The sequence below is a fragment of the Micromonospora sp. NPDC005087 genome (genome assembly GCF_042872965.1).
Lineage (GTDB): Bacteria > Actinomycetota > Actinomycetes > Mycobacteriales > Micromonosporaceae > Micromonospora.
On record NZ_JBIALB010000001.1, the window covers coordinates 1,024,369 to 1,049,248 of the forward strand.

Consider the following 24,880-nt stretch of genomic DNA (forward strand, 5'->3'; position numbering starts at 1 on the left):
AGGCGGCGGGTCAGGGGCTGGCGGCCAGGAAGACGAAGGCGGCCAGCAACACCAGGTGTACGCCGCCCTGAAGCACGTTGGCCCGGCCCGGCACCACCGTCAGGACCGCGGTCACCGCGGTGAGCGCGAGCAGCGCGAGCTGGGTGCCACCGAGGCCGAGCAGCAGCGGGCCGTCCAGCCAGATCGAGGCGATCGCTATGGCCGGGATCGTCAGGCCGATGCTGGCCATGGCTGAGCCGAGCGCGAGGTTCAGGCTGATCTGCACCCGGTCGCGGCGGGCGGCGCGGGCTGCGGCCAGGGTCTCGGGCAGCAGCACCAGCAGCGCGATGATGACACCGACGAACGCGTGGGGCAGGTTCGCCGCCGCCACCCCGGCCTCGATCGTCGGGGAGACGGTCTTGGCGTCGCCGACCACGGCGACCAGCGCCACCAGCAGCAGTCCCAGACTGACCAGCGCCGCTCGCGTCGTCGGCGGCTTCGCGTGCTCCTCGGCGTCGATGACCCGGCCCTGGCTGTCGACCGGCAGGAAGTAGTCGCGGTGCCGGCCGGTCTGCACCAGCACGAACAACCCGTACAGCGCCAGCGACGCGACGGCGGCGAACGTGAGCTGGGCCGGGCTGAACTGCGGGCCGGGCCGGGTCGTGAAGGTCGGGATGACCAGGCTCAGGGTGGCCAGGGTGATCACGGTGGCCAGCGCCCCGCCGGTGCCCTCCGGATTGAACACCGCCACCCGCCGCCGCAGCGCCCCGAGCAGCAGGGACAGGCCGAGGATCCCGTTACAGGTGATCATCACGGCGGCGAAGACCGTGTCCCGGGCGAGCGACTGGGTCTTCTCCGGTCCGCTTATCATCAGCGTGACGATCAGGGCGACCTCGATCACCGTGACCGCGACGGCGAGCACCAGGGAGCCGTACGGCTCGCCCACCCGGTGGGCGACCACCTCGGCGTGGTGCACGGCCGCGAGCACCGCGCCACCCAGCAGCGCCGCGACGACCACGACGACGGGTGCGGGTAGGTCCCGCCCCCACGTCAGGATCAATACCAGCACGGCGAGCACGGGTACGGCGACGGTCCAGTCGGTCATTCGGGATCGAAGCAGGGCGGCCATGCCCTAAAGAGTGCCAGGTCAGGTGATCATGTGCCCACCATCGACGCAGCCGTGCCGCGGTGGGGGCACTCTCCACTACGGTCGAAAACCCTGATTTCCGGCGGGCCATCGCATCGCGCGGAAAGTGTCTGTCACAGCGGACGATCAAGGGAAAGGAGGGCGCACCCACTCCCCGCCACTTCTAACGTATAGCGCACCGGGGGGCTTGCGGCAAGACCCGGGTCGTGCCGCAGAATCGCCGACCGAGGCCAGGACCTGCGGAAATCCGAGCAACGGTTGCCCGCGGCCTCAGATCGGAGCCAATGACGTGAGCCCTCTGACCACCAGTGTGTTCGACCTTCCCGACCACCTCTCCCCCAAGGCCGACCCGGCGCTGGTCGGCCGCGACGAGCGGCACTTCGCGGCCCTCGCGGAGAGCCTCGAGGAGTTGTTCGCCGAGCTGTCCGCCCGGCTTGACGCCGCGCGCAAGGCGCCCGGTGGCAAGGGCCGGCAGGCGGTGGACCGCGACATGGAGGTCCGCCGGTTGACCGCTCGCCTGCGCGCACTGCGCCGCTTCGGTCTGGACCTGTGCATCGGACGCGTGGTCGGCGCGGACGACCCGGAGCCCGTGTACGTCGGACGACGCGGCCTCACCGACAGCACGGGTCGTCGGCTGCTGCTCGACTGGCGCTCCCCCGCGGCTGAGCCGTTCTTCGGCGCGACCCACGGCAACCCGATGGGTCTGGCGAGCCGCCGCAGGTATCGCTGGACCCGCGGCCGGATCAGCGATTACTGGGACGAGGTGTTCACCCCGGACGGGTTGGAGGGGCACGCCGCGCTCGACGACCAGTCCGCCTTCATCGCCAGCCTGGGCAGCAGCCGGTCCAGCCAGATGCGGGACGTGCTCGGCACCATCCAGGCCGACCAGGACGCCATCATCCGCGCCGGGTCCCGCGGCGCTCTCGTCGTCGACGGCGGTCCCGGTACGGGGAAGACCGTCGTCGCGCTGCACCGCACCGCCTATCTCCTCTACTCGGATCCTCGCCTCGGTCACCGTCGGGGCGGCGTGCTGTTCGTCGGGCCGCACCAGCCGTACCTGGCCTACGTCGGCGACGTCCTGCCCAGCCTCGGCGAGGAGGACGTGCAGACCTGCACGCTGCGGGACCTCGTGCCCGAGGGCGCCGCGGCAACCGTCGAGACCGACCCGGACGTGGCCCGCCTGAAGTCGTCCGCGAACCTGGTGCACGCGATCGAGGCGGCCGTCCGGTTCTACGAGGAGCCGCCGGCCGAACCGATGACGGTCACGGCCGGCGACGCCGACATCCGGCTCAGCGCCGACGACTGGGCCGAGGCGTTCAGGGCGCCGGGGCCCGGCACCCCGCACAACGAGGCGCGTGACGAGATCTGGGAGGAACTGCTCACGATCCTGCTGGAAAGGTACGACGGCGACGAGCCGGAGGACCTGGTCCGTGGGTCGCTGCTGCGGAACAGGGAACTGCTCGCGACCGTCAACCGCGCCTGGCCGCTGCTCGAGGCGACCGACCTCGTCGGTGACCTGTGGTCGGTGCCCGCCTATCTGCGCAGGTGCGCGCCCTGGCTCAGCCCCGAGGAGATTCGCAAGCTCCAGCGAGGTGACGCCCAGGCCTGGACGGTGTCCGACCTGCCGTACCTGGACGCGGCACGGCAGCGGCTCGGCGACCCGGAGGCGTCCGGGCGCAAGCGTCGGCAGGAGGCCATCGTCGCCGTCGAACGCGAGCGCATGGCCACGGTCGTCGACGAACTGATCGAGGCCCACGCCTATGACGACGGTGAGGGCGTGCTGTCGAGCCTGCGCCAACTGGATCTCCAGGACGCCCTGGTCGACGAGTCCGCCCTGCCCGGCGCCGACCCGGACCAGCTCGCCGGCCCGTTCGCGCACATCGTCGTGGACGAGGCTCAGGAACTGACCGACGCGGAGTGGCAGATGTTGCTGCTTCGCTGCCCGTCCAGGAGCTTCACCATCGTCGGCGACCGCGCCCAGGCGCGGCACGGGTTCACCGAGTCGTGGCAGGAGCGGCTCGAACGGATCGGGCTCGACCGGGTCGACCTGGCCTCCCTGAGCATCAACTACCGGACGCCGAAGGAGGTCATGGCGGAGGCCGAGCCGGTCATCCGGGCCGTGCTGCCCGACGCCAACGTGCCGACGTCCATCCGCGGCAGCGACGTCCCCGTCGTACACGGATCCGCTTGCGACCTGGGCTCGATCCTCGACACCTGGCTCGCCGCGCACGCCGACGGAATCGCCTGCGTCATCGGTGACCCCACCTTCCCGACGACGTCCCGCGTCCGGTCGCTGACCCCGGAGCTGTCGAAGGGGCTCGAGTTCGACCTGGTCGTCCTGGTCGACCCCGAGGCGTTCGGCACCGGCATCGAGGGAGCGGTCGACCGCTATGTGGCGATGACCCGAGCGACCCAGCAACTCGTCGTCCTCACGAGCTCCTGACGGTTCTCACCGGCGGAGCGTCTCCTCGTGCAGCGCCGCGAACTGGGCGGTCAACGCCGGCAGCGGGAAATGCGCGTTCAGGCCGCTGGGGTTGGGCAACACCCAGACCCGGGCTGGGCCCAGTCGATCCGGCTGCGGGCCCAGCCCGGCTCCGGGCCTGGCAAAGGCGATCCGGTACGCGGTCACCCCGAGGATGGCCACCCACCGCGGCCGATGCCGCTCGGTCTTCACCGCCAGCCCCGCCACCCCGGCCACCAGCTCGGCCGGCGTCAGCTCGTCCGCGCGGGCGGTGGCCCGGTTGCTCAGGCTGGTGATCCCCAGGCCCTGCCGCAACAGCTCGTCGCGTTCCCACGGGCGCAGCTCCCGGTCGGTGAAGCCGGAGCGGTGCAGGGCCGGCCAGAAGCGGCTGCCCCGCCGGGCGAAGTGCTCTCCCACCGCGGCGGAGTAGAGGCCCGGGTTGAAGCCGCAGAACAGCACCCGCAGGCCGGGACCGATCACATCCACCAACCCCCGGCCGGCGGCCGCCGCGACCTCCTGCGGGGTCGGCCGCCGCCGGAAATGCCCCGGCTCGCCGGTGTCCACCCCACCGATCCTGCCGTACGGCCCGCCACCCGATCACGGCTTCCGGCGCACGGGGCGGCCCGGCCGCGCACCGTCGATCATGACTTGACACCCTCAACGGATGCAGTCAATCGACCACCTCGCCTCCAGCCGCTACGCCCGGATGCGCTGGAACACTCCGCTGTCGGAGGAGCACGCGTCCCTGCTGCTCCAGCGGCTCGACGTCCGTCCCGGCTCGCGCGTGCTCGACCTCGGCTGCGGCTGGGGTGAGCTGCTGCTCAGGGCGGTCGCCGCGGGCGGTGTCGGCGGCCCGGTCGCGACGAGGGGCGTCGGCGTCGACACCGACGATGCCGCACTGGCCCGAGGGCGGAGGCAGGCCGCCGGCCGGTCACTGAACCGGCATGTCGCGTTCGTGATGGGAGAGGCGGCGGCCTGGCAGGAGCCGGCCGACCGGGTCCTGTGCGTCGGTTCCGCCCACGCCTTCGGCGGCACCGGCGCCGCCCTCGACGCGCTCGCCGCGGTGGTCCGGCCCGGTGGACGGCTGCTGTTCGGCGAGGGGTACTGGGACCGTCCCCCCGGCAGGGAGGCCGAGCAGATCTTCGGGACGGAGGTCACCGACCTGCCAGGCCTCGTCGAGGCCGCACGCGAACGCGGCTGGCGGGTCCTGCACCTGAGCACCGCCGACCAGCGCGAGTGGGACGACTTCGAGTCCACCTGGCTCGCCGGCCGGCAGGAGTGGCTGCTGACGTACCCGGAGGATCCGCGCGCGGCGGAGGTCCGCGCCGAACTCGACGAGCGGCTGCGCCAGTACGTCTCGGTCTATCGCGGAATCCTCGGCCTCGCGTATCTCGTCCTGGGTCGCTGACGGCCCGTCCTTGACCTCGGGGCCTACGGTGAGCGCGGTGAGCGGTCGACCTCGCGAGCCCCGGGCAACCCGCGACGCTCGCCTCGCCACGCACTGGCGAATCCTCATCGTGTTCGCCGGCACCGTGCTGGTGTGGCTGTTCGTCTACCACGGTGCCCTGCTCGGCCGTGACTACGACCGCCCGACCCATGTCACCAGGGCCGTCCTTACGACGCTGCTCGTCGTACCCCTGGTGGTTGCCGCCCGCCGCCTGCTGGATCGGCGACCCTGGACCGGCCTCGGGTTGCCCTCGCTGCGCGTCGGCTGGCGGCGTCTGCTGCTCGGCATGGCCTGCTGGCTCGTGCCCGCCGCCCTGGGGTTCGCGCTCTGGCTCGGCTTCGGCTGGGTCGAGATCAGCCTGCGCACCTCCGCCGCCGACGCCCTGCGGGTGGCGGCGCTCCTGGTCGTGCTCGTCTTGCTCTACGAGGCGCTGCCGGAGGAACTCGTCTTCCGCGGCTACCTGCAACGCAACCTCGCCACCCGGTTGCCGGCCTGGCAGGCCGTCATCGGCCAGGCCGTGTCGTTCACCCTGTTCGGGTTCCTCGTCGGCGCCGCCACCTCCCCCGACCGACTCCTGCTCTTCGTCGTCTTCGCGCTCCTGCTCGGCGCCTTCCGCGTCGCCACGGGTGACATCTGGGCGGGCATCGGCTTCCACCTCGCCTTCCAGACCGTCGCCCAGTTGTTCGGAGACGTGGGGGCCGTCTTCGACGTGGTCGGAGCTGACGTCCTGGGGCTGGTCGCCCTGGGCGGGCTGCCGTTCGCTCTCGGCTGGATGGCCATGGAACGTCGCTACCGAAACAACCTGAACTGGCGGGCCCGGGAACCGGACCCGATCCGTTGACGAACACGCGAGAGGACGTGGGCGCCACGGCAACGTCGGGACCGTCCGGAGCCGGCGGCACCCGGGTCGCGACTTGACAAGCAACGGGCTCCAGAGTGGACGATTCAGCGTGCGAATACTTGTGGTGGGTGGAAGTGGTCTGATCGGTGCCCATGTCGTGGACGTGTTGCGCGAGCGAGGCCATGCCGCGACGACGGTGGCGCGTACCGCCCACCCGGGTGTTGATCATTTGATCGATGTCGGGTCTGCCTCCGTCGACGAACTGCGGGCACTGCTCGCCGGTCACGACGGCGTGGTGTACGCCACCCGCACGGACGAACAGCGACCGCTGCGCAAGCCGATCTATCCGACGTTTCGTCGGGACAACGTCGAGCCGGTGGTGCGCCTGTTCACGGCCGCCCGCCTGGAAGGTCTCACGCGCGGTGTCGTCATGGGCTCGTACTACACCTATTTCGACCGGCTGCGTCCGCAGTGGCGACTCGCGGCCCGCCACACGTACATCCGGTGCCGGGTGGAGCAGGCCCGGGAGGGACGGGCGGCCGCCGGCCGGGATCTACCGGTTGCCGTGCTCGAGTTGCCGTTCGTCTTCGGCCGGGCCGGCGACCGGCTGCCGAACTGGTCCGCTCCGTTGGACCGTTGGGCACGGTCACGCACACCCCTGGCCGTCCCCGTTGGCGGGACCGCCGCGGCCTCGGCGCGCAGCGTGGGCGAGGTGGCGGTGGACGCTCTTGAGCGGGCTCGCGGTGAGGACATTCCGGTCGCTGACGAGAACCTCACGTGGAACGACATGCTCGCGCGCATCGCCGAGGCGGTCGGGCGACGTCGCCGGGTCGCTCGCCTGCCGGCCGGCGCGGTCAAGGCCTCCCTACGGCTCGGCGGCGCGCTGCAGGCCCTGAGCCGCAAGGAGTCGGGCGTCAACCCGACCCACCTCACCGACCTCCTGCTCGCCGAGCTGTTCATCGAGCCGACGACCGGCCGGTCGCTGGATCCGGCGCTCCGCGAAACCTTCGCCGACACGGCGACCGCATAGCATCGGCCGTCAGCTGAGCTGTTGGGCCAGTCCGACGATGATGCCCTCGGGGCCGCGGACGTAGCAGAGTCGATAGCTGTCCTCGTACTGCGCCAGCTCGCCGACGAGTTCGGCGCCGTGGGTGCGCAGGCGGGCAACGACGTCCTCGATGTCGTCGACGGCGAACATGATGCGACGAATGCCCAGCGTGTTCGCCGGCGCGTCCTTCGGCTCGGCGCTGATCGCCTTCGGCGCGTGGAACATCGCCAGCTCGATCCGGCCGTGGCCGTCCGGGGTCCGCAGCATGGCGACCTCCTGTCGGACGTCGTCGATCCCGATGACACGCTCCACCCAACGCCCCTCGATCGGCCCCCTGCCCTCCAGCTCCATGCCAAGTTCGACGAAGAACGAAATCGTCGCGTCAAGGTCGTCGACAACGATGAGAACGTTGTCCATCCGCTGGATCGTCATGCTGAGTCTCCCTGGTGTGGTACGGCCACGGTGGCCGCATCCACCTCTGAGACGGAGCCGCCGGGCCGTTCTCGACATCCTCTGCAGCATCCTCTTCCGGACCTGCCCTCTCGATGATCCAACGGTGGCGGCCCAGTCGGGTGGCGCGAAGGCAAGGAATCGACTGTCGGGTTAGGTCGGCGGTGGCTACGGTATCCGGATGACCGACACCAGCCAGCCATCGGCGACCGCTGAGACGGGCTACCAGCCGACGGTCACCGCAGCACATGCCAAGCAGATCCACCGGTGGCACGAGGACGCCTATCAATCCCTGCGAGAGGCAGCCGGGGCGGGGCAGACGTTCGACTACCTAGGGTTGACACTGGACGTGCCGCCGGAGGTTATGCCGATCACCCCGGTGTCCGATCTCCTCGGTGAAGCCGTGCTGGCCGAGGTGAAGACCGGTGACCGGGTGTTGGACATGGGCACGGGCAGCGGCGTGAACGCCATCCTCGCGGCGTCCAGGGCGACCGATGTGGTCGCGGTCGACATCAATCCGCGGGCCGTAGAGGCCGCCCGACACAACGCGGCACGCAACGGTGTCTCGGAGCGGGTCGACGTCCGACGAAGCGACGTGTTCAGCGCGGTCGACGGTGACTTTGATCTGATCATCTTCGACCCGCCGTTCCGGTGGTTCGCCCCGCGTGACCTGTTGGAGATGGCTGCCACCGACGCCAACTACGGCACGCTGACCACGTTCGTCCGCGCTGCCGGCCGGCAACTCCGCGCCAACGGCCGCATGCTGATCTTCTTCGGCACCTCTGGTGACATCGGTTATCTGCGGCAGTTGCTCGCCGAGGAGGGCTTTACGCCCGAGGTTGTGGCGACCCGGGACGTGATGAAGGACGGGATGCGGGTGGACTACTACACGTACCGAGTGACCCGAACCGCCTGAACGTCTCACCGGAAGGCTGTGTTGCTGCGCCCTCGTGCACGCCTGTTCTCACTCAGCCGGGCTCGCCTGGCCGCCCCGGTCAGACGGCCTTGGCGCAGGTGCCGGAATCGGGTCCAGGGTACTGGCAGCCACTGGACCCAGGACCCGAAAGTGGGGCCACCCCCTCGGGGCTCCGCCCCGGACGCCACCAAATCTGACTTGCAAGAATGCATCCGCAGCAAGCCAGCATCGCCCATAGGAAGGACCCCACTCATCAAGGAAGTCCCGCTGAGCCACCCCCGCTTTTATGGAGCTTCTTGATCATGGTCTGATGGCCGTGGGGAGGAAGTCGTCCGTGGCAGCACCGAAGAAGTACCCCAAGACCACGAAGTTAAGGCGCTGATACGTCTGTCAACTCGGTATGGACGGTTGCTGTCTGGGCTGTTCGGGGTGGGCCCATTCGTGGGTGAGGGCGTAGGTGCCGGGGGCTGTTCGCGAGAGCATGTTCTCTTTGACCCAGCGACTGAGCTCGGCGGTCAGGCCTCGGTGATGGATCAGACCGAGGCCGGCGGCGATTTCCCGTGCGGTCCATGGTCGGTGTGGGTCAGTGCGCATGAGTTGCAACGTTCGATCGCGTCGCCCGTCGGGGTGAAGTGTCGAGGCGGGCAGCACGGTGATCGTGATGTTCGTGATTGATGCCGCTCCGTCGATCAGGCGCTGTGCTGGTGGTGCCGCGTATCGGGAGATAGGGCACTTCACGCGGCGCGCGGAGATTCGTGGACGGCGTGGAGGCAGCAGATTGGTGAGGACGGCATGCGCGATCCGGCCGGGCGTTGACTTGATCACGGTGGGAAGTATCCCGTCCGCAGCGACGACTTGATCTCGGGCTGTCTCGAGCGCGACGGTGAACGCGGCGCGATCGGGGTCGGTGCCGGGAACGGACTCGACGGCTTCTGCCACCGCGCGGCGCAGGGCCTGGTAGAGCGTGAGCTGGGCCCAGATTTCCTGTTCAATGCCGTAGGCATCCTGTGAGCGCAGGACGAGCCCTTGCAGGAGGGTGTGGCGTAGTGAGTAGAAGGCCGACTCGACTTCCCATCGCTCGTGGTAGAGCGCAATGAGTTCTTGCGCGGGATATCGCCGATGATCGGTCAGGGTGGTGGCCAGGCGGTAGTCGCCGCCCAGTTGGAGTCCTTTGCCGGTGGTCACGCTGATGTGAGCGTCGATGATGCGAAGAGCCACCCCGTTGATCCGGGTGAGGTAGGTGCCGTCGGGAAGGCACGATTGCCTGGCCGGGGTTCGGCGGCCTTTGAGACGAACCAGCAACTGAGCGCCGGTGCGAGCCGCCTTGGCGAGAAAGTCGTCAGCGTCGAAGCCCCGGTCATTGAGCAGCAGCATTCCGTCATCGAGCAGCGGGAGTAGCTGCTCGGCATACGCGTTCTCGCTGACGTCAACGGGCCCGAACACCGCCCCCAATAGTGAACGGGTGCCCGTCTCGCACAAGGCCACGATCCGCAGCATCGGGTATCCGTCCTGACCGAAGCGGTGCTTGATCTTCCCCAGCCAGGCGGCCGCTCGTGGTCGGTCCGGTGCCTTGGTTGAGCTACATCCATCGAACGCGACGGTTCGCCAGCGCCGGTAGCGCACACCCGGAACGTTCGGCCGGGCAACTGGCCCGGCGAGAGTCTCGAACAGCAGCTTGATCGGGGCTGGACCCAGCCTGCGGCGGACATCTCGCAGTGCCTTCTCCGATGGCCGGCGCAGGGACAACCCGTCGAGGCCGGCGACCAGCTTGTCCCATACCCGTGCATGGCCCAGCATCGGGAACATCGCCAGAGCCAGGGTGAAATAGACCCCCACCCGTGAGGGCAGCAGCCGTACCCGGCGTTGCGTCGTGCGGGTGCGCTCCAGCAGGTCGTCCACCGGCTCGAACGGGATTTGTCTGGTCAGCTCCCCCAGGTGGCCAGGGGCGAAGACGCCTTCGGCCACCGTGACGGTGCGGGAAAGGACGACGGTAGGGCTTCGGTGGGACAACAGGCTCCTCAAAGACGATCTTTGCGGACGTCTTGTCCTATCAGGAGCTAAACCGTCTCAAGCCCAGAGGTCCCAACCTGCTTGACACGTCAGCGACAACCTTAACTTCGTGGTCTTGGAAGTACCCCGATGAGCTACGTCAGCGCGCTGTGCGTTTGTACCGCGAGTCGGACCCGAAGCCCGTGATCCGGCGGCTGGCTGAGCAGTTGGGCGTGCATCACGAGGCGCTCAGGAACTGGATCCGTCAAGCCGAGGCAGACGCCGACGAGCGTCATGACCGGCCGACCAGCGTGATGGCGCAGGAGAACCGCCGGCTGCGTAGGGAAGTCACGGAGCTGCGCTGGGCGAATGAGATCTTGAAAGCGGCGAGCGCGTATTTCGCGGCGGAGCTCGACCCGATCCGGCGACGGTCATGACGTTCATTTATGAACACCGTGACCAGTTCGCGGTCGCGCTCCTGCTACGGGTCCTCAACATCGGCGCCTCGAGGTACTACGCGTGGGCCAAGCAGGCCGAGCAGCCCTGCGACCGGGGCATGGTTGACCTGGGCCTGATCTCGAACATCCACGAGATTTGGGAGGCGTCCGGGTATACCTACGGCGCGGACCGGGTGCACCGGCAGCTACGCCGCGACGGCATCCGCGTCGGCCGCAAGCGCGTCGAGCGGCTGATGGCGGCCCAGGGCTGGCAGGGGGCGTTCCTGCGTCGAGGCTGGCGCGGCGGCTCCACGCGACAGGACCCGCGGCACACGCCGGCGCCGGACTTGGTCAACCGGCAGTTCACCGCGACCGGGCCGAACCGGCTCTGGGTCGCTGACGCCACCCGCATCCCCTGCGGTCAGGGCGTGTTCTGGCTGGCCGCGGTCCGCGATGTGTTCTCCCGCCGGATCGTCGGGTGGAAGACCTCCGACCGCTGCGACACCGACCTGATCCTCGCCGCCCTCGAATACGGCATCTGGTCCCGCGACGTCCGCTGGTCCCGCGACGTCCGCGACGGCCAGTTGATCCACCACTCGGACAGGGGGTCGAAGGGTGGATTCAACTGGTCGTCGCAACACCTTGATCACGGAGGTTTGCGATGGGGCGCGGCAAGAGGCAGATACCTGAGGTGCCGGCTGGTGCGCGGCGCCAGTGGGCGTCGGATCGGGCATTGCGACCGTCGATGCGTTCACCGGGCCGGCCGGAGCCGTCTCGTGCGGTGCGGCGGGACTTTTGGCGGCGGATCGCGTCGGGAGTAACGACGGTAGAGGCCGCGGAGGCTGTGGGTGTGTCATGGCCGGTCGGGTCCCGGTGGTTTCGTCACGCTGGCGGCATGCCGCCGATCAGCCTGGACGAGCCCACGGGCCGTTACCTGTCATTCGCCGAGCGCGAGGAGATCGCGCTGTTGCGCGCTCAGGGGGTCGGAGTGCGCGAGATCGCCCGCAGGATCGGACGCGACCCGGGAACGATCTCACGCGAGCTGCGCCGTAATGCGGCGACCAGGGGCGGTAGACCGGTCTACCGGGCTCTGGTGGGGCAGTGCAAGGCGCAGCAGGCCGCGAAGCGCCCGAAGACCGCGAAGCTCGTGAGCAATGGCAGGTTACGCGAGTACGTACAGGACCGGCTCGCCGGCGGCGTCCGCCGACCCGACGGCACGATCGTCACCGGGCCTGAGCCGCCCGCGTGGAAAGGGCTGAACAAGCCGCATCGGCAGGACCGCCGCTGGGCGACGGCGTGGAGCCCGGAGCAGATCTCGCACCGGCTCCGTGTCGACTTCCCCGATGATGAGTCCATGCGCATCAGCCACGAGGCGATCTACCAGTCACTGTTCATTCAGGGACGTGGAGCGCTCAAGCGTGAGCTGGTTGCGTGTCTGCGCACCGGCCGGGCGCTGCGGGTTCCCAGAGCGCGGTCCCAGAACAAGCCGCAAGGGCATGTCACTGCCGATGTCGTCATCTCCGAGCGCCCCGCCGAAGCCGCGGACCGCGCGGTCCCCGGGCACTGGGAAGGGGATCTGATCATCGGGACGGGCCGCTCCGCGATCGGCACGCTCGTCGAGCGCGCCAGCCGCTGCACGCTTCTCGTGCATCTGCCTCGGTTGGAGGGCTGGGGCGAGAAACCACCGGTGAAGAACGGTCCCTCGCTCGGCGGCTACGGCGCTGTCGCGATGAACACCGCGCTTACGGCATCGATGACGAAGTTGCCCGCGCAGTTGCGCAAGACCCTCACTTGGGACCGCGGGAAGGAGCTCTCCGGTCATGCGCAGTTCACCCTCGATACCGGCACGACGGTGTTCTTCGCCGATCCGCACTCGCCCTGGCAGCGGCCGACGAACGAGAACACGAACGGGCTGCTGCGTCAGTACTTTCCGAAGGGCACCGACCTGTCGAGGTGGTCCGACGAGGACCTCGAGGCCGTCGCCCTCGCGGTCAACAACCGGCCCCGCAAGATCCTTGGCTGGAAGACCCCGGCCGAGGTCTTCGCCGAGCAGATACGCTCACTACAACAGCCCCGTGTTGCAACGACCGATTGAACTCGCCCAATACACGTCGTTCCGCTTCGCGCAACGCTTGCATCCGGCAGTCCAGTACGGGTGACAGGCGTCAACTGAGCCGATCGAGCACCTCGTCAGTGGTGACGACTTCGCCGAACCGCGGCATGACCACCGTCAGCGCGTGGTCATGCTCCGCCGCCGTCATGCCGCTCATCGCATCGGCCGTGAAGATGACCTCAAACCCGTGATCGGACGCAGCGCGCGCGGTCGACTCGACGCCCATCGTCGTGGCAATGCCGGCCATGACCACTGTGTTCACGCCGCGGTCCCGCAGCTGGTCGGCCAAGCCTGTGCCATAGAACGCGCCGATAGTCCGCTTCACCACAGCGATGTCGCCGGGCTGCGGCTGCATCTCCGGGACGAACCCGCTGCCAGGCGGCTGCTCGGCGACGCCCGGCCGATCCACCCGGACCAGGACCACGGTGCCGCCTGCCCGGCGGAACGCTGTCACCAGACGGCTTGCCCGGGCCACCACGTCGGCGCCCTTGTGGGGACCCAAGTCCTGCTCGACGATACGCGGCATCAGGTCCACAACGATCAGCGCAGTGCGTCCGGCGAGGAGCGGCTCGGTAAGGGGTGAGGGCATCTCGCGACCCTAACACCCCGGCAGGCACGGCATAACCGCCGTCAACAGCAGCCGCCGCAGGCGAGTGTGCGTCATCGCTACGTGACCAACGGGAACACCCTCCACACCGGCTGGCGCGGACACCTCACCGACTTCCTTAGAGACTACGGGGCGTCACCGGACTCGGGATCTACCGCACCTGGCGATAAGCCCTTCTGAATAGCGCTCCTGGACTACTCAGACAAGATCGTCTAGCCGGACGTGTCACCCACGTCCCGAGACTGATCTGTCACGGACGTCCTGAGACCCGACATCGCCGGCAGCCGGCCGCCCGCTTGGCTACTGGGAACGGCCGAACTCGGCGTACTGCGAATGGTCATCGTCGAGTGCGTCGAGCGCAGCTCGCACCCTGCGTGCCATGGACGGCCGGAGAAGCGGCACCGCGTCGTCGTAGGCCAGGAACCGTAGATCTTTGAGTTCGTCGTCGGTCGGCTTAAGGGCAACGGCCTGGTCCTCGTCGAGCTGCCCGCCGTCAAAGATGAACATGATGCCGTCGGGCCAGACACCGTGAGCCGGAATCCAGTCGACGACCAGCAGCCGGTTGACAGGCAGGTCGAGACCGATCTCCTCGCGGATTTCCCGGCGACACGCGGCCAGCGGTGATTCACCGGCGTCGGCCACACCTCCCGGGATGTCGAGGAATAGCTTGTAAGCCGGCACCACGAACAGCACCCTGCCAGCGGGATCACGGATCAGGGCGCCGCCGGCCACCCGCTTGCGGGGCAGCCGCCCAGCAATGCCTGGGTTGAACTCGCGTTCCGGCTCGCCCTCAGCGAGGAGATCCTCGGCCAACGTCACGGCCTTACCGTACTGAACTCCGAGCAGGGTCACCTCATACACCTCGGCTGGCCAGGAGCAGATCAGCGCGCCGCTGAAAGTCCCTGACGACGGCTTGCCGCTCGTGCGGTGCGAGCTGCTTCCGAAGCTGTGTCAGATGCTCTCGGGATCGATGAGACGTCAGTCCGGTGGCCGATTCAACTGCCGTCGTGGCGAAGGCTGTTGACTGCTCGATGTCCCCGTCAAGGAGTGCCACGCGAGCCAGCTGGACGGCACCGTAAACGCGGCGGCGGGCTTGGACCCTCCTGTTGTCCCAGACCAGTTGCAGCATGGGCCGCGCTTCCTTAGCCTTGCCGAGCTCGACCCAGCAGCACGTGCCCGCGTGGCTGGCGAACAGCACATCGCCCCAGTGCGTGCTCCACTCCGGACGTTCTTCTGGGACGACCTGGTTGAAGCTCTGCTCTGCGCGAAGCAGCGCCGCGGTGCAGCCCGCTTCGTCGCCTTGGGCGGCAAAGGCTCGTGCTTCGAAGATGCATGCTTCGGTAACTGCGACCGGCGTGCCGGCCCGGGTGCTTGTGTCCCGGGCTACCTGGGCGAGTCGGAGTGCCTGGTCGGGTCGGCGAAGGTACAGGGCCTGGTCAGCCATGCTCGTCAGTACGTAGGCAGCATAAGCCTGCTCGCCAGTGGCCTCCGCGAAACGCAGCGCCTGAATGAAGTACCGCGGCGCCAAAGAGTGCCGTACGTGTCGTAGGCCATCCATCCGATCAGCTCACAAAGCACTGCGGTCGCCTTGAATAGCTCGGGGAGAGCATCAAGGGCCTGTCGACCTACCTCGCCCACGCCGACCCGGGGTTCGCCCTGCGGACCTACACGCATCTCCTGCCGACCAGCGAGGACCGCACTCGCCGAGCCATCGACACCGCGTTCGGTGAGGACCAGGCCGCCGAGGACGGCTCGGAAGCCGTCGACGGCCTGGAGACGGCATGATCATGGCTCAGTGGCCTTCCGGACGGCCAGAATTGCAGGTCAGGGAACCTGCGCCCGTCACTTGGCGTTGAAGTAGCTCGCCTCCGCGTGGTGGACCACGATGGCGTCGGTGGCCTGCTCGGGCATCAGCTGGAACTCCTCGGACAGCTCCACGCCGATCCGCTCCGACCCGAGCAGCTGCACGATCTTCGCCCGGTCCTCCAGGTCGGGGCAGGCCGGGTAGCCGAACGCGTACCGGCAGCCCCGGTAGTCGTTGCGCAGCAGGCCGGCCAGGTCCGCCGGGTCGTCGGCGGCGAGCGGGCGGCCGTCGGGCAGGGTCAGCTCGGCGCGGATGCGCCGGTGCCAGTACTCGGCGAGGGCCTCGGTGAGCTGCACCGAGAGGCCGTGCACCTCCAGGTAGTCGCGGTACTCGTTGCGGGCGAACAGCTTCGCCGCGTACTCGCTGACCGGCTGGCCGACCGTGACCAGCTGCAACGCGACCACATCGAGCTGGTCGCCCTTGGGCCGGAAGAAGTCCGCGAGGCAGAGCCGTCGCTCCTGCCGCTGCCGGGGGAAGGAGAACCGGGCGCGCTCCGCGTGCCCGTTCTCGTCGAGCACCACCAGGTCATTGCCTTCGGAGTACGCGGGGAAGTAGCCGTACACGACGGCTGCCTCCAGCACCTGGTCGGCGATCAGCCGGTCCAGCCAGTAGCGCAGGCGTGGCCTGCCCTCGGTCTCCACCAGCTCCTCGTAGGACGGTCCGCTGCCGCCCCGTGCGCCGTTCAGCCCCCACTGCCCCCGGAAGGTGGCCCGTTCGTCGAGCAGCGCCGCGTAGTCGGCCATCGGCACACCCTTGACCACCCGGGTGCCGAAGAACGGCGGGGTGGGCACCGCCACGTCCGCGGCCACGTCGGAGCGGACCGAGGAGTCGTGCAGCTCCGGCAGCGACTCGCTGACCATCGACCGCTGCCGTTCGCGGCGGGCTCGACGGGCCGCGAGAGCCGCCTCCCGCTCCGGGTCGATCACCGGCGCGCCGCCGCGCTTGGCGGTCATCACCTTGTCCATGAGGGACAGCCCCTCGAACGCGTCCCGCGCGTAGTGCACCTGCCCGGGGAACGTCGACCGCAGGTCGTCCTCGACGTAGGCCCGGGTGAGCGCCGCCCCGCCCAGCAGCACCGGCCAGCGCTCCGCGACCCCGCGGGTGGCCATCTCGGCCAGGTTTTCCTTCATGATCACTGTGCTCTTGACCAGCAGCCCGGACATGCCGATCGCGTCGGCGCGGTGCTGCTCGGCGGCGTCCAGGATGGCGCTGATCGGCTGCTTGATGCCGATGTTCACCACCTCGTAGCCGTTGTTGGACAGGATGATGTCGACCAGGTTCTTGCCGATGTCGTGCACGTCGCCGCGCACGGTAGCCAGCACGATGCGGCCCTTGCCGCCGTCCTCGGTGGTCTCCATGTGCGGCTCCAGGTAGGCCACCGCGGTCTTCATCACCTCGGCGGACTGGAGCACGAACGGCAGCTGCATCTGCCCGGAGCCGAACAGCTCGCCGACCACCTTCATCCCGTCCAGCAGGATGTCGTTGATGATCGACAGCGGGGCCCGGCCGCCGGCCATCGCGGCGTCCAGGTCCGCCTCCAGGCCGTTGCGCTCGCCGTCGATGATCCGCCGCTTGAGCCGCTCGTCCAGCGGCAGCGCCGCCAACTCCTGCGCCCGGCTGGCCCGGGCACTGGTCACGTCGACGCCCTCGAAGAGCTCGAGGAAGCGCTGCACCGGGTCGTACCCCTCGCGGCGCCGGTCGTAGACCAGGTCCAGTGCGACCTCGCGCTGCGCCTCGGGGATCTTCGACATCGGCAGGATCTTGCTGGCGTGCACGATCGCCGAGGTCAGGCCGGCCTGCACGCACTCGTGCAGGAACACCGAGTTGAGCACCTGCCGGGCTGCCGGGTTGAGCCCGAAGGAGATGTTCGAGATGCCCAGCGTGAAATTGACCCCCGGATAGCGGCGGGCGATCTCCCGGATCGCCTCGATCGTCTCGATGCCGTCGCGGCGGGTCTCCTCCTGACCGGTGGCGATCGGGAAGGTCAGCGCGTCGATCAGGATGTCGCCGCGGTCCAACCCCCAGCGGCCGGTCAGATCGTCGATCAGCCGCGCCGCGACCCGGACCTTCCAGTCCCGGGTACGCGCCTGCCCCTCCTCGTCGATGAGCAGCGCGACAACCGCCGCACCGTGTTCCCGCACGACTGGCATCACCCGCGCGTACCGGGAGTCGGGGCCGTCACCGTCCTCGAAGTTCACCGAGTTGACCACGCACCGGCCGCCGAGCATCTCCAGCCCGGCCTCGACGACGGCTGGCTCGGTGGAGTCCAGCATGATCGGCAGCGTCGACGCGGTGGCGAACCGGCCGGCCAACTCCCGCATGTCCTGGGTGCCGTCGCGGCCGACGTAGTCCACGCAGAGGTCGAGCAGGTGCGAGCCGTCGCGCGCCTGACTGCGGGCGATCTCCACACAGGCCCGCCAGTCGCCGGCCAGCATCGCCTCCCGGAACGCCTTGGAACCGTTGGCGTTGGTCCGCTCCCCCACCATCAGCACCGAGGCGTCCTGGGCGAACGGCACCGGGTGGTACACCGACGAGACGCCGGCTTCGTGCCGGGGCTCACGCGACGCGGCCGTGACGCCGTGCAGCCGCTCGGCCAGCACCCGGATGTGCTCCGGCGTGGTGCCGCAACAGCCACCGACCAGGCCCACGCCGTACTCGCTGCTGAACCGCTCCAGCGCGTCGGCCAGCTCCACGGGAGTGAGCGGGAAGTACGCGCCGTCGGCGGTCAGCACCGGCAGGCCGGCGTTCGGCATCACCGACAGGGGGATGCGGGAGTGCTGCGACAGGTACCGCAGGTGCTCGCTCATCTCCGCCGGGCCGGTGGAGCAGTTCAACCCGATCAGGTCCACCCCGAGCGGCTCGATCGCCGCCAGCGCCGCGCCGATCTCGCTGCCCACCAGCATCGTGCCGGTGGTCTCCACGGCGACGTGGCAGATGATCGGCACCGGCTGGCCCAGCTCGGCCATCGCCCGCTTCGACCCGACCACCGCCGCCTTGACCTGGAGCAGGTCCTGGCAGGTCTCGATGATCAGCGCGTCCGCCCCGCCGACGATCAGCCCGGCGGCGTTCTCCTGGTACGCGTCGCGCAGGGTGGCGTAGTCGGCGTGCCCGAGGGTGGGCAGCTTGGTGCCCGGCCCGATCGAGCCGAGCACGAACCGGGGCCGCTGCGGGGTGCTGGCCGCGTCGGCGGCCTCCCGGGCGATCCGGGCCCCCGCCTCGGACAGCTCCCGGATGCGGTGCGGGATGTCGTACTCGCCGAGGTTGGCCAGGTTGGCGCCGAACGTGTTGGTCTCCACGCAGTCCGCGCCGGCGGCCAGGTAGGCGTCGTGCACTCCCCGCACCACGTCCGGCCGGGTGACGTTGAGGATCTCGTTGCATCCCTCCAGCCCGTCGAAGTCGTCGAGCGTGAGGTCCGCGGCCTGCAGCATCGTGCCCATCGCCCCGTCGGCGATGAGGATCCGGTCGGCCAGCACATCCATCAACGAAGTCCGCACCCGTTCAGGTTAGTGCGGTCGCCATCGCACCCCACGCCGTCCGCGCCCGATCCCATATTGTGTCAGCGGGATCACCCTGTCCGATTCGTCGTCGTATGCCCGGTCGTGGGTCCGGCCGACCGGCGCGGCCGACGGGCCGCACCCCGGCCCGGCACGTAGGCTGACGGACGTGAAGGACAACAGGGACGCCACCGTGCCCCACGGCCCGACGACCGGGCACGGTCCCGGCGTCGGCCGCGACAAGCAGGGTGAGGTGACGGCGTGACCGAGTTCGACGGACTGCCGGTGCTGCGGTCCCCGGTGGCCATCGCCGCGTTCGAGGGCTGGAACGACGCGGCCGACGCGTCCACCGCCGCGGTCGAGCACCTGGAGCAGGTGTGGAACGCCCGGCCGGTCACCGAGCTGGATCCGGAGGACTTCTACGACTTCCAGGTCAGCCGGCCGACCATCACGATGGCCGACGGGGAGACCCGCCGGGTGGAGTGGCCGACGACCCGCTTCATGGTGGCCAGTCCGGAGGGCACCGAGCGGGACGTGGTGCTGATCCGGGGCATCGAGCCGAGCATGCGCTGGCGGACGTTCTGCGAGCAGGTGCTGGAGATCTGCCACAGCCTCGAGGTGGAGCGGGTGGTGCTTCTCGGCGCGCTGCTCGCCGACGTGCCGTACACCCGACCGCTGCCGATCAGCGGCAGCGCCTCCGACGCGCAGGCCGCCGAGCGCTACCAGCTCACCCCCACCCGGTACGACGGGCCGACCGGCATCGTGGGCGTGCTGCACGACGCGTGCAGCCGCGCCGAGGTGGACGCCGTGTCGTTCTGGGTGCACGTGCCGCACTACGCCAACAACCCGCCCTGCCCCAAGGCCACCCTCGCCCTGCTGCACCGGGTCGAGGAGGTCGTCGACCTGCCGGTGCCGATGGCCGACCTGGCCGAGGAGTCCGCCGAGTGGGAGCAGCGTGTGCGCAGCGCCGCCGAGCAGGACGCCGAGCTCGGCGAGTACGTCCGCGAGCTGGAGGAGCGGGTCGGCGACGAGGGGATCACCCCGTTGACCGGTGACGAGATCGCTCAGGAGTTCGAGAAGTACCTGCGGCGTCGGGGCGGTTCGGCGGGCCCCACCGCGGGCTCCTGGTAGCGCCTCTCCCCCGTTTACGTTCGGGCCCTGGACCTTCTGGTCCGGGGCCTGTTTTCGTCTTCTCCCGCGTGTCCGGGGTAGCGAGGTCACACCCTCTAGGGCATCCTAGGAACCTAGCTGTGATCAAGGAGGCGGGTATGCAGATCAACCCCGGGGCCGCGGAGTTCCCGCACCGGCAGATCGCCGCGCAGCTCAAGGCCCAGGTCCGCCGCGGTGACTGGGCGCCCGGCGAGCGGCTGCCGTCCATCCCGGCCATCGCCGAGATGTTCGGCGTCGCCAAGCAGACCGTGCAACGCGCCGTCGACCAGCTGCGGGTCGAGGGCATCCTGATCACCAAACCCGGTTCCGGTACGTACGTCCGGGGCACCCGCCGCCGGCTCAACCGGCTCTCCCGCGGCCGGTACGGCGGCTTCCGCGGCTACCACACCGACCTGGCCGCCCGGTACCGGCAACAACTCGTCTCGGTCGGCCGCTCCCCCGCCCCGGCCGAGGTCGCCGACGCGTTCGGGGTGCCCGACGGCACCGACCTGCTCTGCCGCCGACACCTCGTGCGCACCGACGACTCCCCCGTCGAGGTGGGCGCCTCCTGGTTCCTGCCCGCCGACACCGCCGGCACCTCGCTGGAGCGCGCCGAGGCGTTCGGCCGGCCGCTCTACCAGGAGGCCGAGGAGGCCACCGGACGGCGGTACGGCTCAGCCACCGACACGATCAGCGCGCGCCAGCCCAGCCGGGAGGAGGCCGAGACCCTTCAGATCCGGCCCGACACGCCGGTGCTGCACCTGCTGCACGTCGCGTACGACGCCCACCACAAGCCGATCGAGGTGGCCCAGGCCACCTGGCCCGGCCCGATGACCACCCTCACCGAGGAGTACAAGATCCCCGCCCCAACCCCAGACCCAACCCTCGACCCGGGCCTGGTCCTGGGCTGAACCGGACCCCCAGCTCAGCGCCTGCCCGCTGCTCACTCCTGTCGACCATGAGGTTGACGGGTCCAGCAGAGATCGAATCGCCCGCCAACGTCATGATCGACTCGACGTTGCGCGGTGATCGACTCGGCTTCCTGGAAATCGGTGCGTCGCACCGGCCCGGACACCGCGCCTTCATGGAAACCGAGTCGATCACGACGCGACGCAGCGCAGCGCAGCGCGGAGCGGCGGCGCTGGTGGTTAGAGGTGGATGCCGAGTAGGGCGTCCACCGTCTTGGCGAAGAGGGCTGGGGCCTCCGGGTCGTCCTTCGCGCCGGCGAGGGTTGCGTTGGCCCAGTTGTCGGCGACGGCCAGGGCGCCGGGGGTGTCGAGGTCGTCGGCCAGGCGTTCGCGTACCCCGGCCAGCAGCTCGGCCCCGGACGGCCCGGCGGGCGCGGCGGCGGCTCGGCGCCAGCGCGCCAGCCGCTCCTGAGCGGCGGTCAGCAGCTCGTCGGTCCACGTGCGGTCGCTGCGGTAATGCCCGGACATCAGGGCCAGCCGGACCGCCATCGGGTCGACCTTGTCGGCGCGCAGCCGGGAGACGAAGACCAGGTTGCCGCGGGACTTGGACATCTTCTCGCCGTCCAGGCCGATCATTCCGGCGTGCACGTAGTGCTCCGCGAACGGCGCCTGACCGGTGAGCCGCTCGGCGTGCGCGGCGGACGCTTCGTGGTGCGGGAACAGCAGGTCGTTGCCGCCGCCCTGCACGTCGATCCGGTCGCCGAGCAGGTTCAGCGCGATCACCGCGCACTCGATGTGCCAACCGGGGCGGCCCGGGCCCAGCTCCCCGCCCGGCCAGGACGGCTCGCCCTCGCGGGCGCCACGCCACAGCAGCGGGTCCAGTGGGTCGCGTTTGCCGGCCCGGTCCGGGTCACCGCCACGCTCCGGGAATATCTCCAGCATCTGCTCCCGGGTCAGGTTGGACTCGTAGCCGTACCGGCCGGTGGCGGAGACGTCGAAGTAGACGTCGCCGGTGCCGTCGTCGAGCTGGTACGCGGCCCCGTCCTTGAGCAGCACCTCGACCTTGTCGGCGATGTCCGGGATCGACTCGACCGCGCCCACGTAGTGCTCCGGCGGGATGATCCGCAGCGCCTCCATGTCCTCCCGGAACAGCGCCGTCTCGCGCATCGCCAGGACCACCCAGTCCTCGCCGTCACGGGCGGCACGCTCCAGCAGCGGGTCGTCGATGTCGGTGACGTTCTGCACGTACCGCACCGGACGGCCGGCGTCGCGCCACACCCGCTGCACCAGGTCGAAGGTGATCATGGTGGCGGCGTGACCCAGGTGCGTGGCGTCGTACGGGGTGATGCCGCAGACGTACATGCTCCCCGCGTCGGCCGGCTCACTCGGGTGGACACCCTGCCGCGCCGAGTCGTACAACGCCAACGGCTCGCCCCTGCCCGGCAGCCGTGGCACCTCGTGTCCCGCCCAAGACTCCATGGCCTCAGCCTAGCCAGCCCCACGACCGCCCCGGGCCGCCCCACGGGTGATCAAAATGACAGTGGATCACATGGGCGGCCAGGGCACCGCCGGCCAGTCCTCGGACGGCTGCGGGAAACGGCCGGTCTGCCGCAACACGTCGATCCGGGCGGCCAACTCGGCGATCTCGCTGATCGTCAGGTGGTCGGCCAGCTCCGCGCCGAGCGCCCCGGAGACCTGCCCGGCGAGCCCGTCGAGCATCTCCACGGCATCCGGTGGCAGCTGCTTCCCGGACCAGCCCCAGAGGACCGTACGCAGCTTGTCCTCGACGTGGAAGCTCACCCCGTGGTCCACGCCGTAGATCCGGTCGTCGGCGCCGACCAGCACGTGGCCACCCTTGCGGTCGGCATTGTTGATCACCGCGTCGAGCACCGCGAGCCGGGCCAGCCGCGGATCGTCGGCATGTGCCAGCGCGTACGCGGCGCCGTCGTCGTCACGGGCGGCGGCGATCGGAAACCAGCGCGGCGGCAGCTCCCCGGCGGGCACGAACCCGACCAGCGGCTCGGCGTCCTCCGGCTCGTCGATCCAGAGCTGGCAGGAGCCCGGCCCGAACGGGCCGTCCCGGAGCACGGTGGGCGGCACCAGGTCCCAGCCGCTGTCCCGGGAGACCAGGTACGCCGAGACCTCCCGGCCCGCGAGGGTGCCGTCGGGGAAGTCCCAGAGGGGGCGCTCGCCACGGACCGGCTTGTAGACACAGCGCGCAGAGAGGTCGTCCAGCGTCAGGATGCCGCGCAGGGTGGTGTTCGACGCGTCGACCAGCCGACCCTCCAGGTCGAGCGCGCCGTCACGCAACAGCCGCAGCGCGGCGTCGCCGTCCTGGCGGGGCTGGAGGCCGGACGACGTCACCGGTGGTAACCGTTATGCCGCGGGCAGAGGTGCCCGGCGGGGTCCAACGGCTGGCCGCACAGCGGGCACGGCGGCCGTCCCGCGTTCACCACTCGCCGGGCCCGCTCGATGAACTGGCGGGTTGCGTGCGGGGTGAGCCGGACCCGGAGCCGGTCCAGGTCCTCGTCCGGCTCGTCGTCCTCGTCGTCGTCCTCGTCGTCCTCGTCGTCCAGCTCGACCTCGGCTTCCACCTCGCCGGCGGCGATCGCTTCGATCACCACGGTCGCGGTGTCCACGTCGAAGGCCAGCCCGAGTGTCCCGACCCGGAACTCCTCGTCGACCGGAGTGTCCAGCGGCTCGTTGTCGCCCACCACCGGCGCCAGCTCGGGCAGGTCCACGCCGAAGCGCCGCTGCGCCTCGGTGAGCAGCTCTTCCAGCTTCTCGGCGAGCAGGGACACCTGGACCTTCTCCAGCGCGACGCTGACCAGCCGGCCGCCGCCGCGAGCCTGCAGGAAGAACGCGCGCTCCCCCGGCGGGCCGACGGTCCCGGCGACGAACCGCTCCGGCGGCTCGAAGGCGTGCACCTGGTGGGTCATACCCACGACCCTATCCGGCCCGCCATGGCATCGCGCACCCCACCGACCCGAATCGCCCTGGCGGCGGCGCGCCCGGCGTACCGGTGGCTGCAGCCGGGCGTGGCGACCTCTCGGCCGCCTGCCGGCACCCGACACGGCGTCATCGCGGCGCACCAGCCCCACCGCCGACGGCCGCGTCGGAATCACCCGCGCGGGTCGCCCGCCGACGCCGCTTGCGCGGCGGCGGCACCAGGGCGGCGAGATCGCCGCCGGTGTCGTTGAGCCGGACCAGAAAGGGCCGCAGCGGCGTGAACCGGATCGCGGTCACCGACGCCGGGTCGGCCACGATCCGCTGAAAAAGATCCAGGTGTACGCCGAGCGCGTCCGCCACGATGGCCTTGATCACATCACCGTGGCTGCACGCCAGCCAGACCGCCTCGGGCCCGTGCTCGGCGCTCACCCGGGCGTCCCACGAGCGCACCGCCGCCACCGCACGCGCTGCCATCGCGGCCATCGCCTCCCCGTCCGGGAAGACCACCGCGCTGGGGTGCTGCTGGACCACCGGCCAGAGCGGCTCCTTGGCGAGCTTCTTCAGCGGCTGCCCCTCCCAGCTGCCGTAGTCACACTCGATCAACCCCTCCTCAACCACCGGAGCGGCCTGCGGAAGCGCCAGTTCCAGGGTCTGCCGGCAGCGGATGAGCGGACTGGTCACCACCTCCGCGAGCGGAACCCCCCGCAGCCGCTCGCCCACCGCGGTCGCCTGGGCCCGGCCCGTCTCGTCCAACTCGACGGGCTGGCGGCCGGCCAGCCCACCGTCCGCGTTCGCGGTGGTCCGGCCGTGTCGCAGAAGCAGAAGGGTCGCCACGGGACCACCCTATGACCTGTTCCAGGCCTTCGACGGTCGCGGGGTTCCTGGGTGGGGCGTGGTCGGATGTCGTGTTTGCGTCGGGGTTGCCTCGCGGGATCCGCCACCGCCCATCCTGGGTCAGGCGCACCGAGGTGCGTGTAACTCTGGCCTTGGCCGGTGTGCCGGGTTGGTGCGGGGTGGGGCCCGCCGTGCCCGGCTCCGGGCGGTCAGGCTTGATCCCTGCGCCGGGCACGGCGGGCCCCAC

Annotated in this window: 22 protein-coding genes; 10 read left to right on the forward strand and 12 right to left on the reverse strand. The window is 70.0% G+C overall.

The window, feature by feature from the left end:
• Positions 1-10: 10 nt before the first annotated feature.
• A complete protein-coding gene (locus ACFYPS_RS04850; protein WP_354965379.1) occupies positions 11-1,108 on the reverse strand; it encodes an ionic transporter y4hA in 1,098 nt (365 codons plus the stop codon).
• Between the two features lie 316 nt (positions 1,109-1,424).
• On the opposite strand from ACFYPS_RS04850, the gene helR reads away from it, so the two are divergent.
• A complete protein-coding gene (helR, locus tag ACFYPS_RS04855) occupies positions 1,425-3,569 on the forward strand; it encodes an RNA polymerase recycling motor ATPase HelR (protein WP_387322837.1) in 2,145 nt (714 codons plus the stop codon).
• 6 nt (positions 3,570-3,575) lie between these two features.
• Here helR and mug read toward each other — a convergent pair whose 3' ends face one another.
• Positions 3,576-4,151 carry a G/U mismatch-specific DNA glycosylase gene (mug, locus tag ACFYPS_RS04860; RefSeq protein WP_354965380.1) on the reverse strand — a complete coding sequence of 192 codons (576 nt, stop codon included), beginning with the start codon at positions 4,149-4,151 and terminating at the stop codon, positions 3,576-3,578.
• Positions 4,152-4,251: 100 nt separating this feature from the next.
• On the opposite strand from mug, the gene ACFYPS_RS04865 reads away from it, so the two are divergent.
• The 3 genes from ACFYPS_RS04865 to ACFYPS_RS04875 all read left to right on the forward strand — a co-directional run bounded on the left by ACFYPS_RS04865 (position 4,252) and on the right by ACFYPS_RS04875 (position 6,905).
• Positions 4,252-4,995 carry an SAM-dependent methyltransferase gene (locus tag ACFYPS_RS04865; RefSeq protein ID WP_387322772.1) on the forward strand — a complete coding sequence of 248 codons (744 nt, stop codon included), beginning with the start codon at positions 4,252-4,254 and terminating at the stop codon, positions 4,993-4,995.
• 37 nt (positions 4,996-5,032) lie between these two features.
• Positions 5,033-5,875: a CPBP family intramembrane glutamic endopeptidase gene (locus ACFYPS_RS04870; protein WP_387322774.1), complete on the forward strand. Its 843-nt coding sequence runs from the start codon at positions 5,033-5,035 to the stop codon at positions 5,873-5,875.
• A 109-nt stretch (positions 5,876-5,984) separates the two neighbouring features.
• A complete protein-coding gene (locus ACFYPS_RS04875) occupies positions 5,985-6,905 on the forward strand; it encodes an NAD-dependent epimerase/dehydratase family protein (protein ID WP_354965383.1) in 921 nt (306 codons plus the stop codon).
• Between the two features lie 9 nt (positions 6,906-6,914).
• Here ACFYPS_RS04875 and ACFYPS_RS04880 read toward each other — a convergent pair whose 3' ends face one another.
• A complete protein-coding gene (locus ACFYPS_RS04880) occupies positions 6,915-7,355 on the reverse strand; it encodes a VOC family protein (protein ID WP_354965384.1) in 441 nt (146 codons plus the stop codon).
• 199 nt (positions 7,356-7,554) lie between these two features.
• Between ACFYPS_RS04880 and ACFYPS_RS04885 the strand changes: the two genes are divergently transcribed.
• The gene (locus tag ACFYPS_RS04885; protein WP_387322777.1) at positions 7,555-8,289 is read left to right on the forward strand and encodes a methyltransferase; all 735 of its coding nucleotides are present in this window, start codon (positions 7,555-7,557) and stop codon (positions 8,287-8,289) included.
• A 390-nt stretch (positions 8,290-8,679) separates the two neighbouring features.
• Here ACFYPS_RS04885 and ACFYPS_RS04890 read toward each other — a convergent pair whose 3' ends face one another.
• A complete protein-coding gene (locus ACFYPS_RS04890) occupies positions 8,680-10,299 on the reverse strand; it encodes an IS4 family transposase (protein ID WP_387322779.1) in 1,620 nt (539 codons plus the stop codon).
• A 32-nt stretch (positions 10,300-10,331) separates the two neighbouring features.
• On the opposite strand from ACFYPS_RS04890, the gene ACFYPS_RS04895 reads away from it, so the two are divergent.
• The 3 genes from ACFYPS_RS04895 to ACFYPS_RS04905 all read left to right on the forward strand — a co-directional run bounded on the left by ACFYPS_RS04895 (position 10,332) and on the right by ACFYPS_RS04905 (position 12,810).
• Positions 10,332-10,715: a transposase gene (locus tag ACFYPS_RS04895; protein ID WP_387322781.1), complete on the forward strand. Its 384-nt coding sequence runs from the start codon at positions 10,332-10,334 to the stop codon at positions 10,713-10,715.
• Positions 10,712-11,536 (forward strand): IS3 family transposase, encoded by an 825-nt coding sequence (locus tag ACFYPS_RS04900; protein WP_387322783.1) that lies wholly within the window; start codon positions 10,712-10,714, stop codon positions 11,534-11,536. Before ACFYPS_RS04895 ends, ACFYPS_RS04900 begins: the two co-directional genes overlap by 4 nt.
• Positions 11,537-11,610: 74 nt before the next feature.
• On the forward strand, positions 11,611-12,810 hold the full coding sequence (locus tag ACFYPS_RS04905; protein ID WP_387322785.1) for an IS30 family transposase: 1,200 nt from the start codon (positions 11,611-11,613) through the stop codon (positions 12,808-12,810).
• A gap of 70 nt (positions 12,811-12,880) precedes the next feature.
• Here ACFYPS_RS04905 and ACFYPS_RS04910 read toward each other — a convergent pair whose 3' ends face one another.
• The 4 genes from ACFYPS_RS04910 to metH all read right to left on the reverse strand — a co-directional run bounded on the left by ACFYPS_RS04910 (position 12,881) and on the right by metH (position 18,778).
• Complete coding sequence (locus ACFYPS_RS04910; protein ID WP_387322787.1) at positions 12,881-13,417, reverse strand: isochorismatase family protein; 537 nt, start codon at positions 13,415-13,417, stop codon at positions 12,881-12,883.
• Positions 13,418-13,735: 318 nt separating this feature from the next.
• Entirely contained in the window at positions 13,736-14,287 is a 552-nt protein-coding gene (locus tag ACFYPS_RS04915; RefSeq protein WP_354968740.1) for an NUDIX hydrolase, read from the reverse strand.
• 1 nt (position 14,288) lies between these two features.
• On the reverse strand, positions 14,289-14,993 hold the full coding sequence (locus tag ACFYPS_RS04920; RefSeq protein ID WP_354968741.1) for a hypothetical protein: 705 nt from the start codon (positions 14,991-14,993) through the stop codon (positions 14,289-14,291).
• 284 nt (positions 14,994-15,277) lie between these two features.
• A complete protein-coding gene (metH, locus tag ACFYPS_RS04925) occupies positions 15,278-18,778 on the reverse strand; it encodes a methionine synthase (protein WP_387322839.1) in 3,501 nt (1,166 codons plus the stop codon).
• A 276-nt stretch (positions 18,779-19,054) separates the two neighbouring features.
• Between metH and ACFYPS_RS04930 the strand changes: the two genes are divergently transcribed.
• Positions 19,055-19,924, forward strand: a complete 870-nt coding sequence (locus ACFYPS_RS04930) for a PAC2 family protein (RefSeq protein ID WP_354968743.1) — start codon at positions 19,055-19,057, stop codon at positions 19,922-19,924.
• 137 nt (positions 19,925-20,061) lie between these two features.
• On the forward strand, positions 20,062-20,853 hold the full coding sequence (locus ACFYPS_RS04935; protein WP_354968744.1) for a GntR family transcriptional regulator: 792 nt from the start codon (positions 20,062-20,064) through the stop codon (positions 20,851-20,853).
• 237 nt (positions 20,854-21,090) lie between these two features.
• On the opposite strand, the gene mshC is transcribed toward ACFYPS_RS04935, so the two are convergent.
• The 4 genes from mshC to ACFYPS_RS04955 form a co-directional block, all read right to left on the reverse strand.
• Positions 21,091-22,329 (reverse strand): cysteine--1-D-myo-inosityl 2-amino-2-deoxy-alpha-D-glucopyranoside ligase, encoded by a 1,239-nt coding sequence (gene mshC / locus ACFYPS_RS04940; protein WP_354968746.1) that lies wholly within the window; start codon positions 22,327-22,329, stop codon positions 21,091-21,093.
• Positions 22,330-22,395: 66 nt separating this feature from the next.
• Complete coding sequence (locus tag ACFYPS_RS04945; protein ID WP_387322791.1) at positions 22,396-23,214, reverse strand: SCO1664 family protein; 819 nt, start codon at positions 23,212-23,214, stop codon at positions 22,396-22,398.
• Positions 23,211-23,789, reverse strand: a complete 579-nt coding sequence (locus ACFYPS_RS04950; protein ID WP_354968748.1) for a DUF3090 domain-containing protein — start codon at positions 23,787-23,789, stop codon at positions 23,211-23,213. The genes ACFYPS_RS04945 and ACFYPS_RS04950 overlap by 4 nt, the downstream gene beginning before the upstream one ends.
• Before the next feature lie 139 nt (positions 23,790-23,928).
• Positions 23,929-24,633, reverse strand: coding sequence for an MSMEG_4193 family putative phosphomutase (locus ACFYPS_RS04955; protein WP_354968749.1), 705 nt, complete (start codon positions 24,631-24,633; stop codon positions 23,929-23,931).
• Between the last annotated feature and the right edge of the window lie 247 nt (positions 24,634-24,880).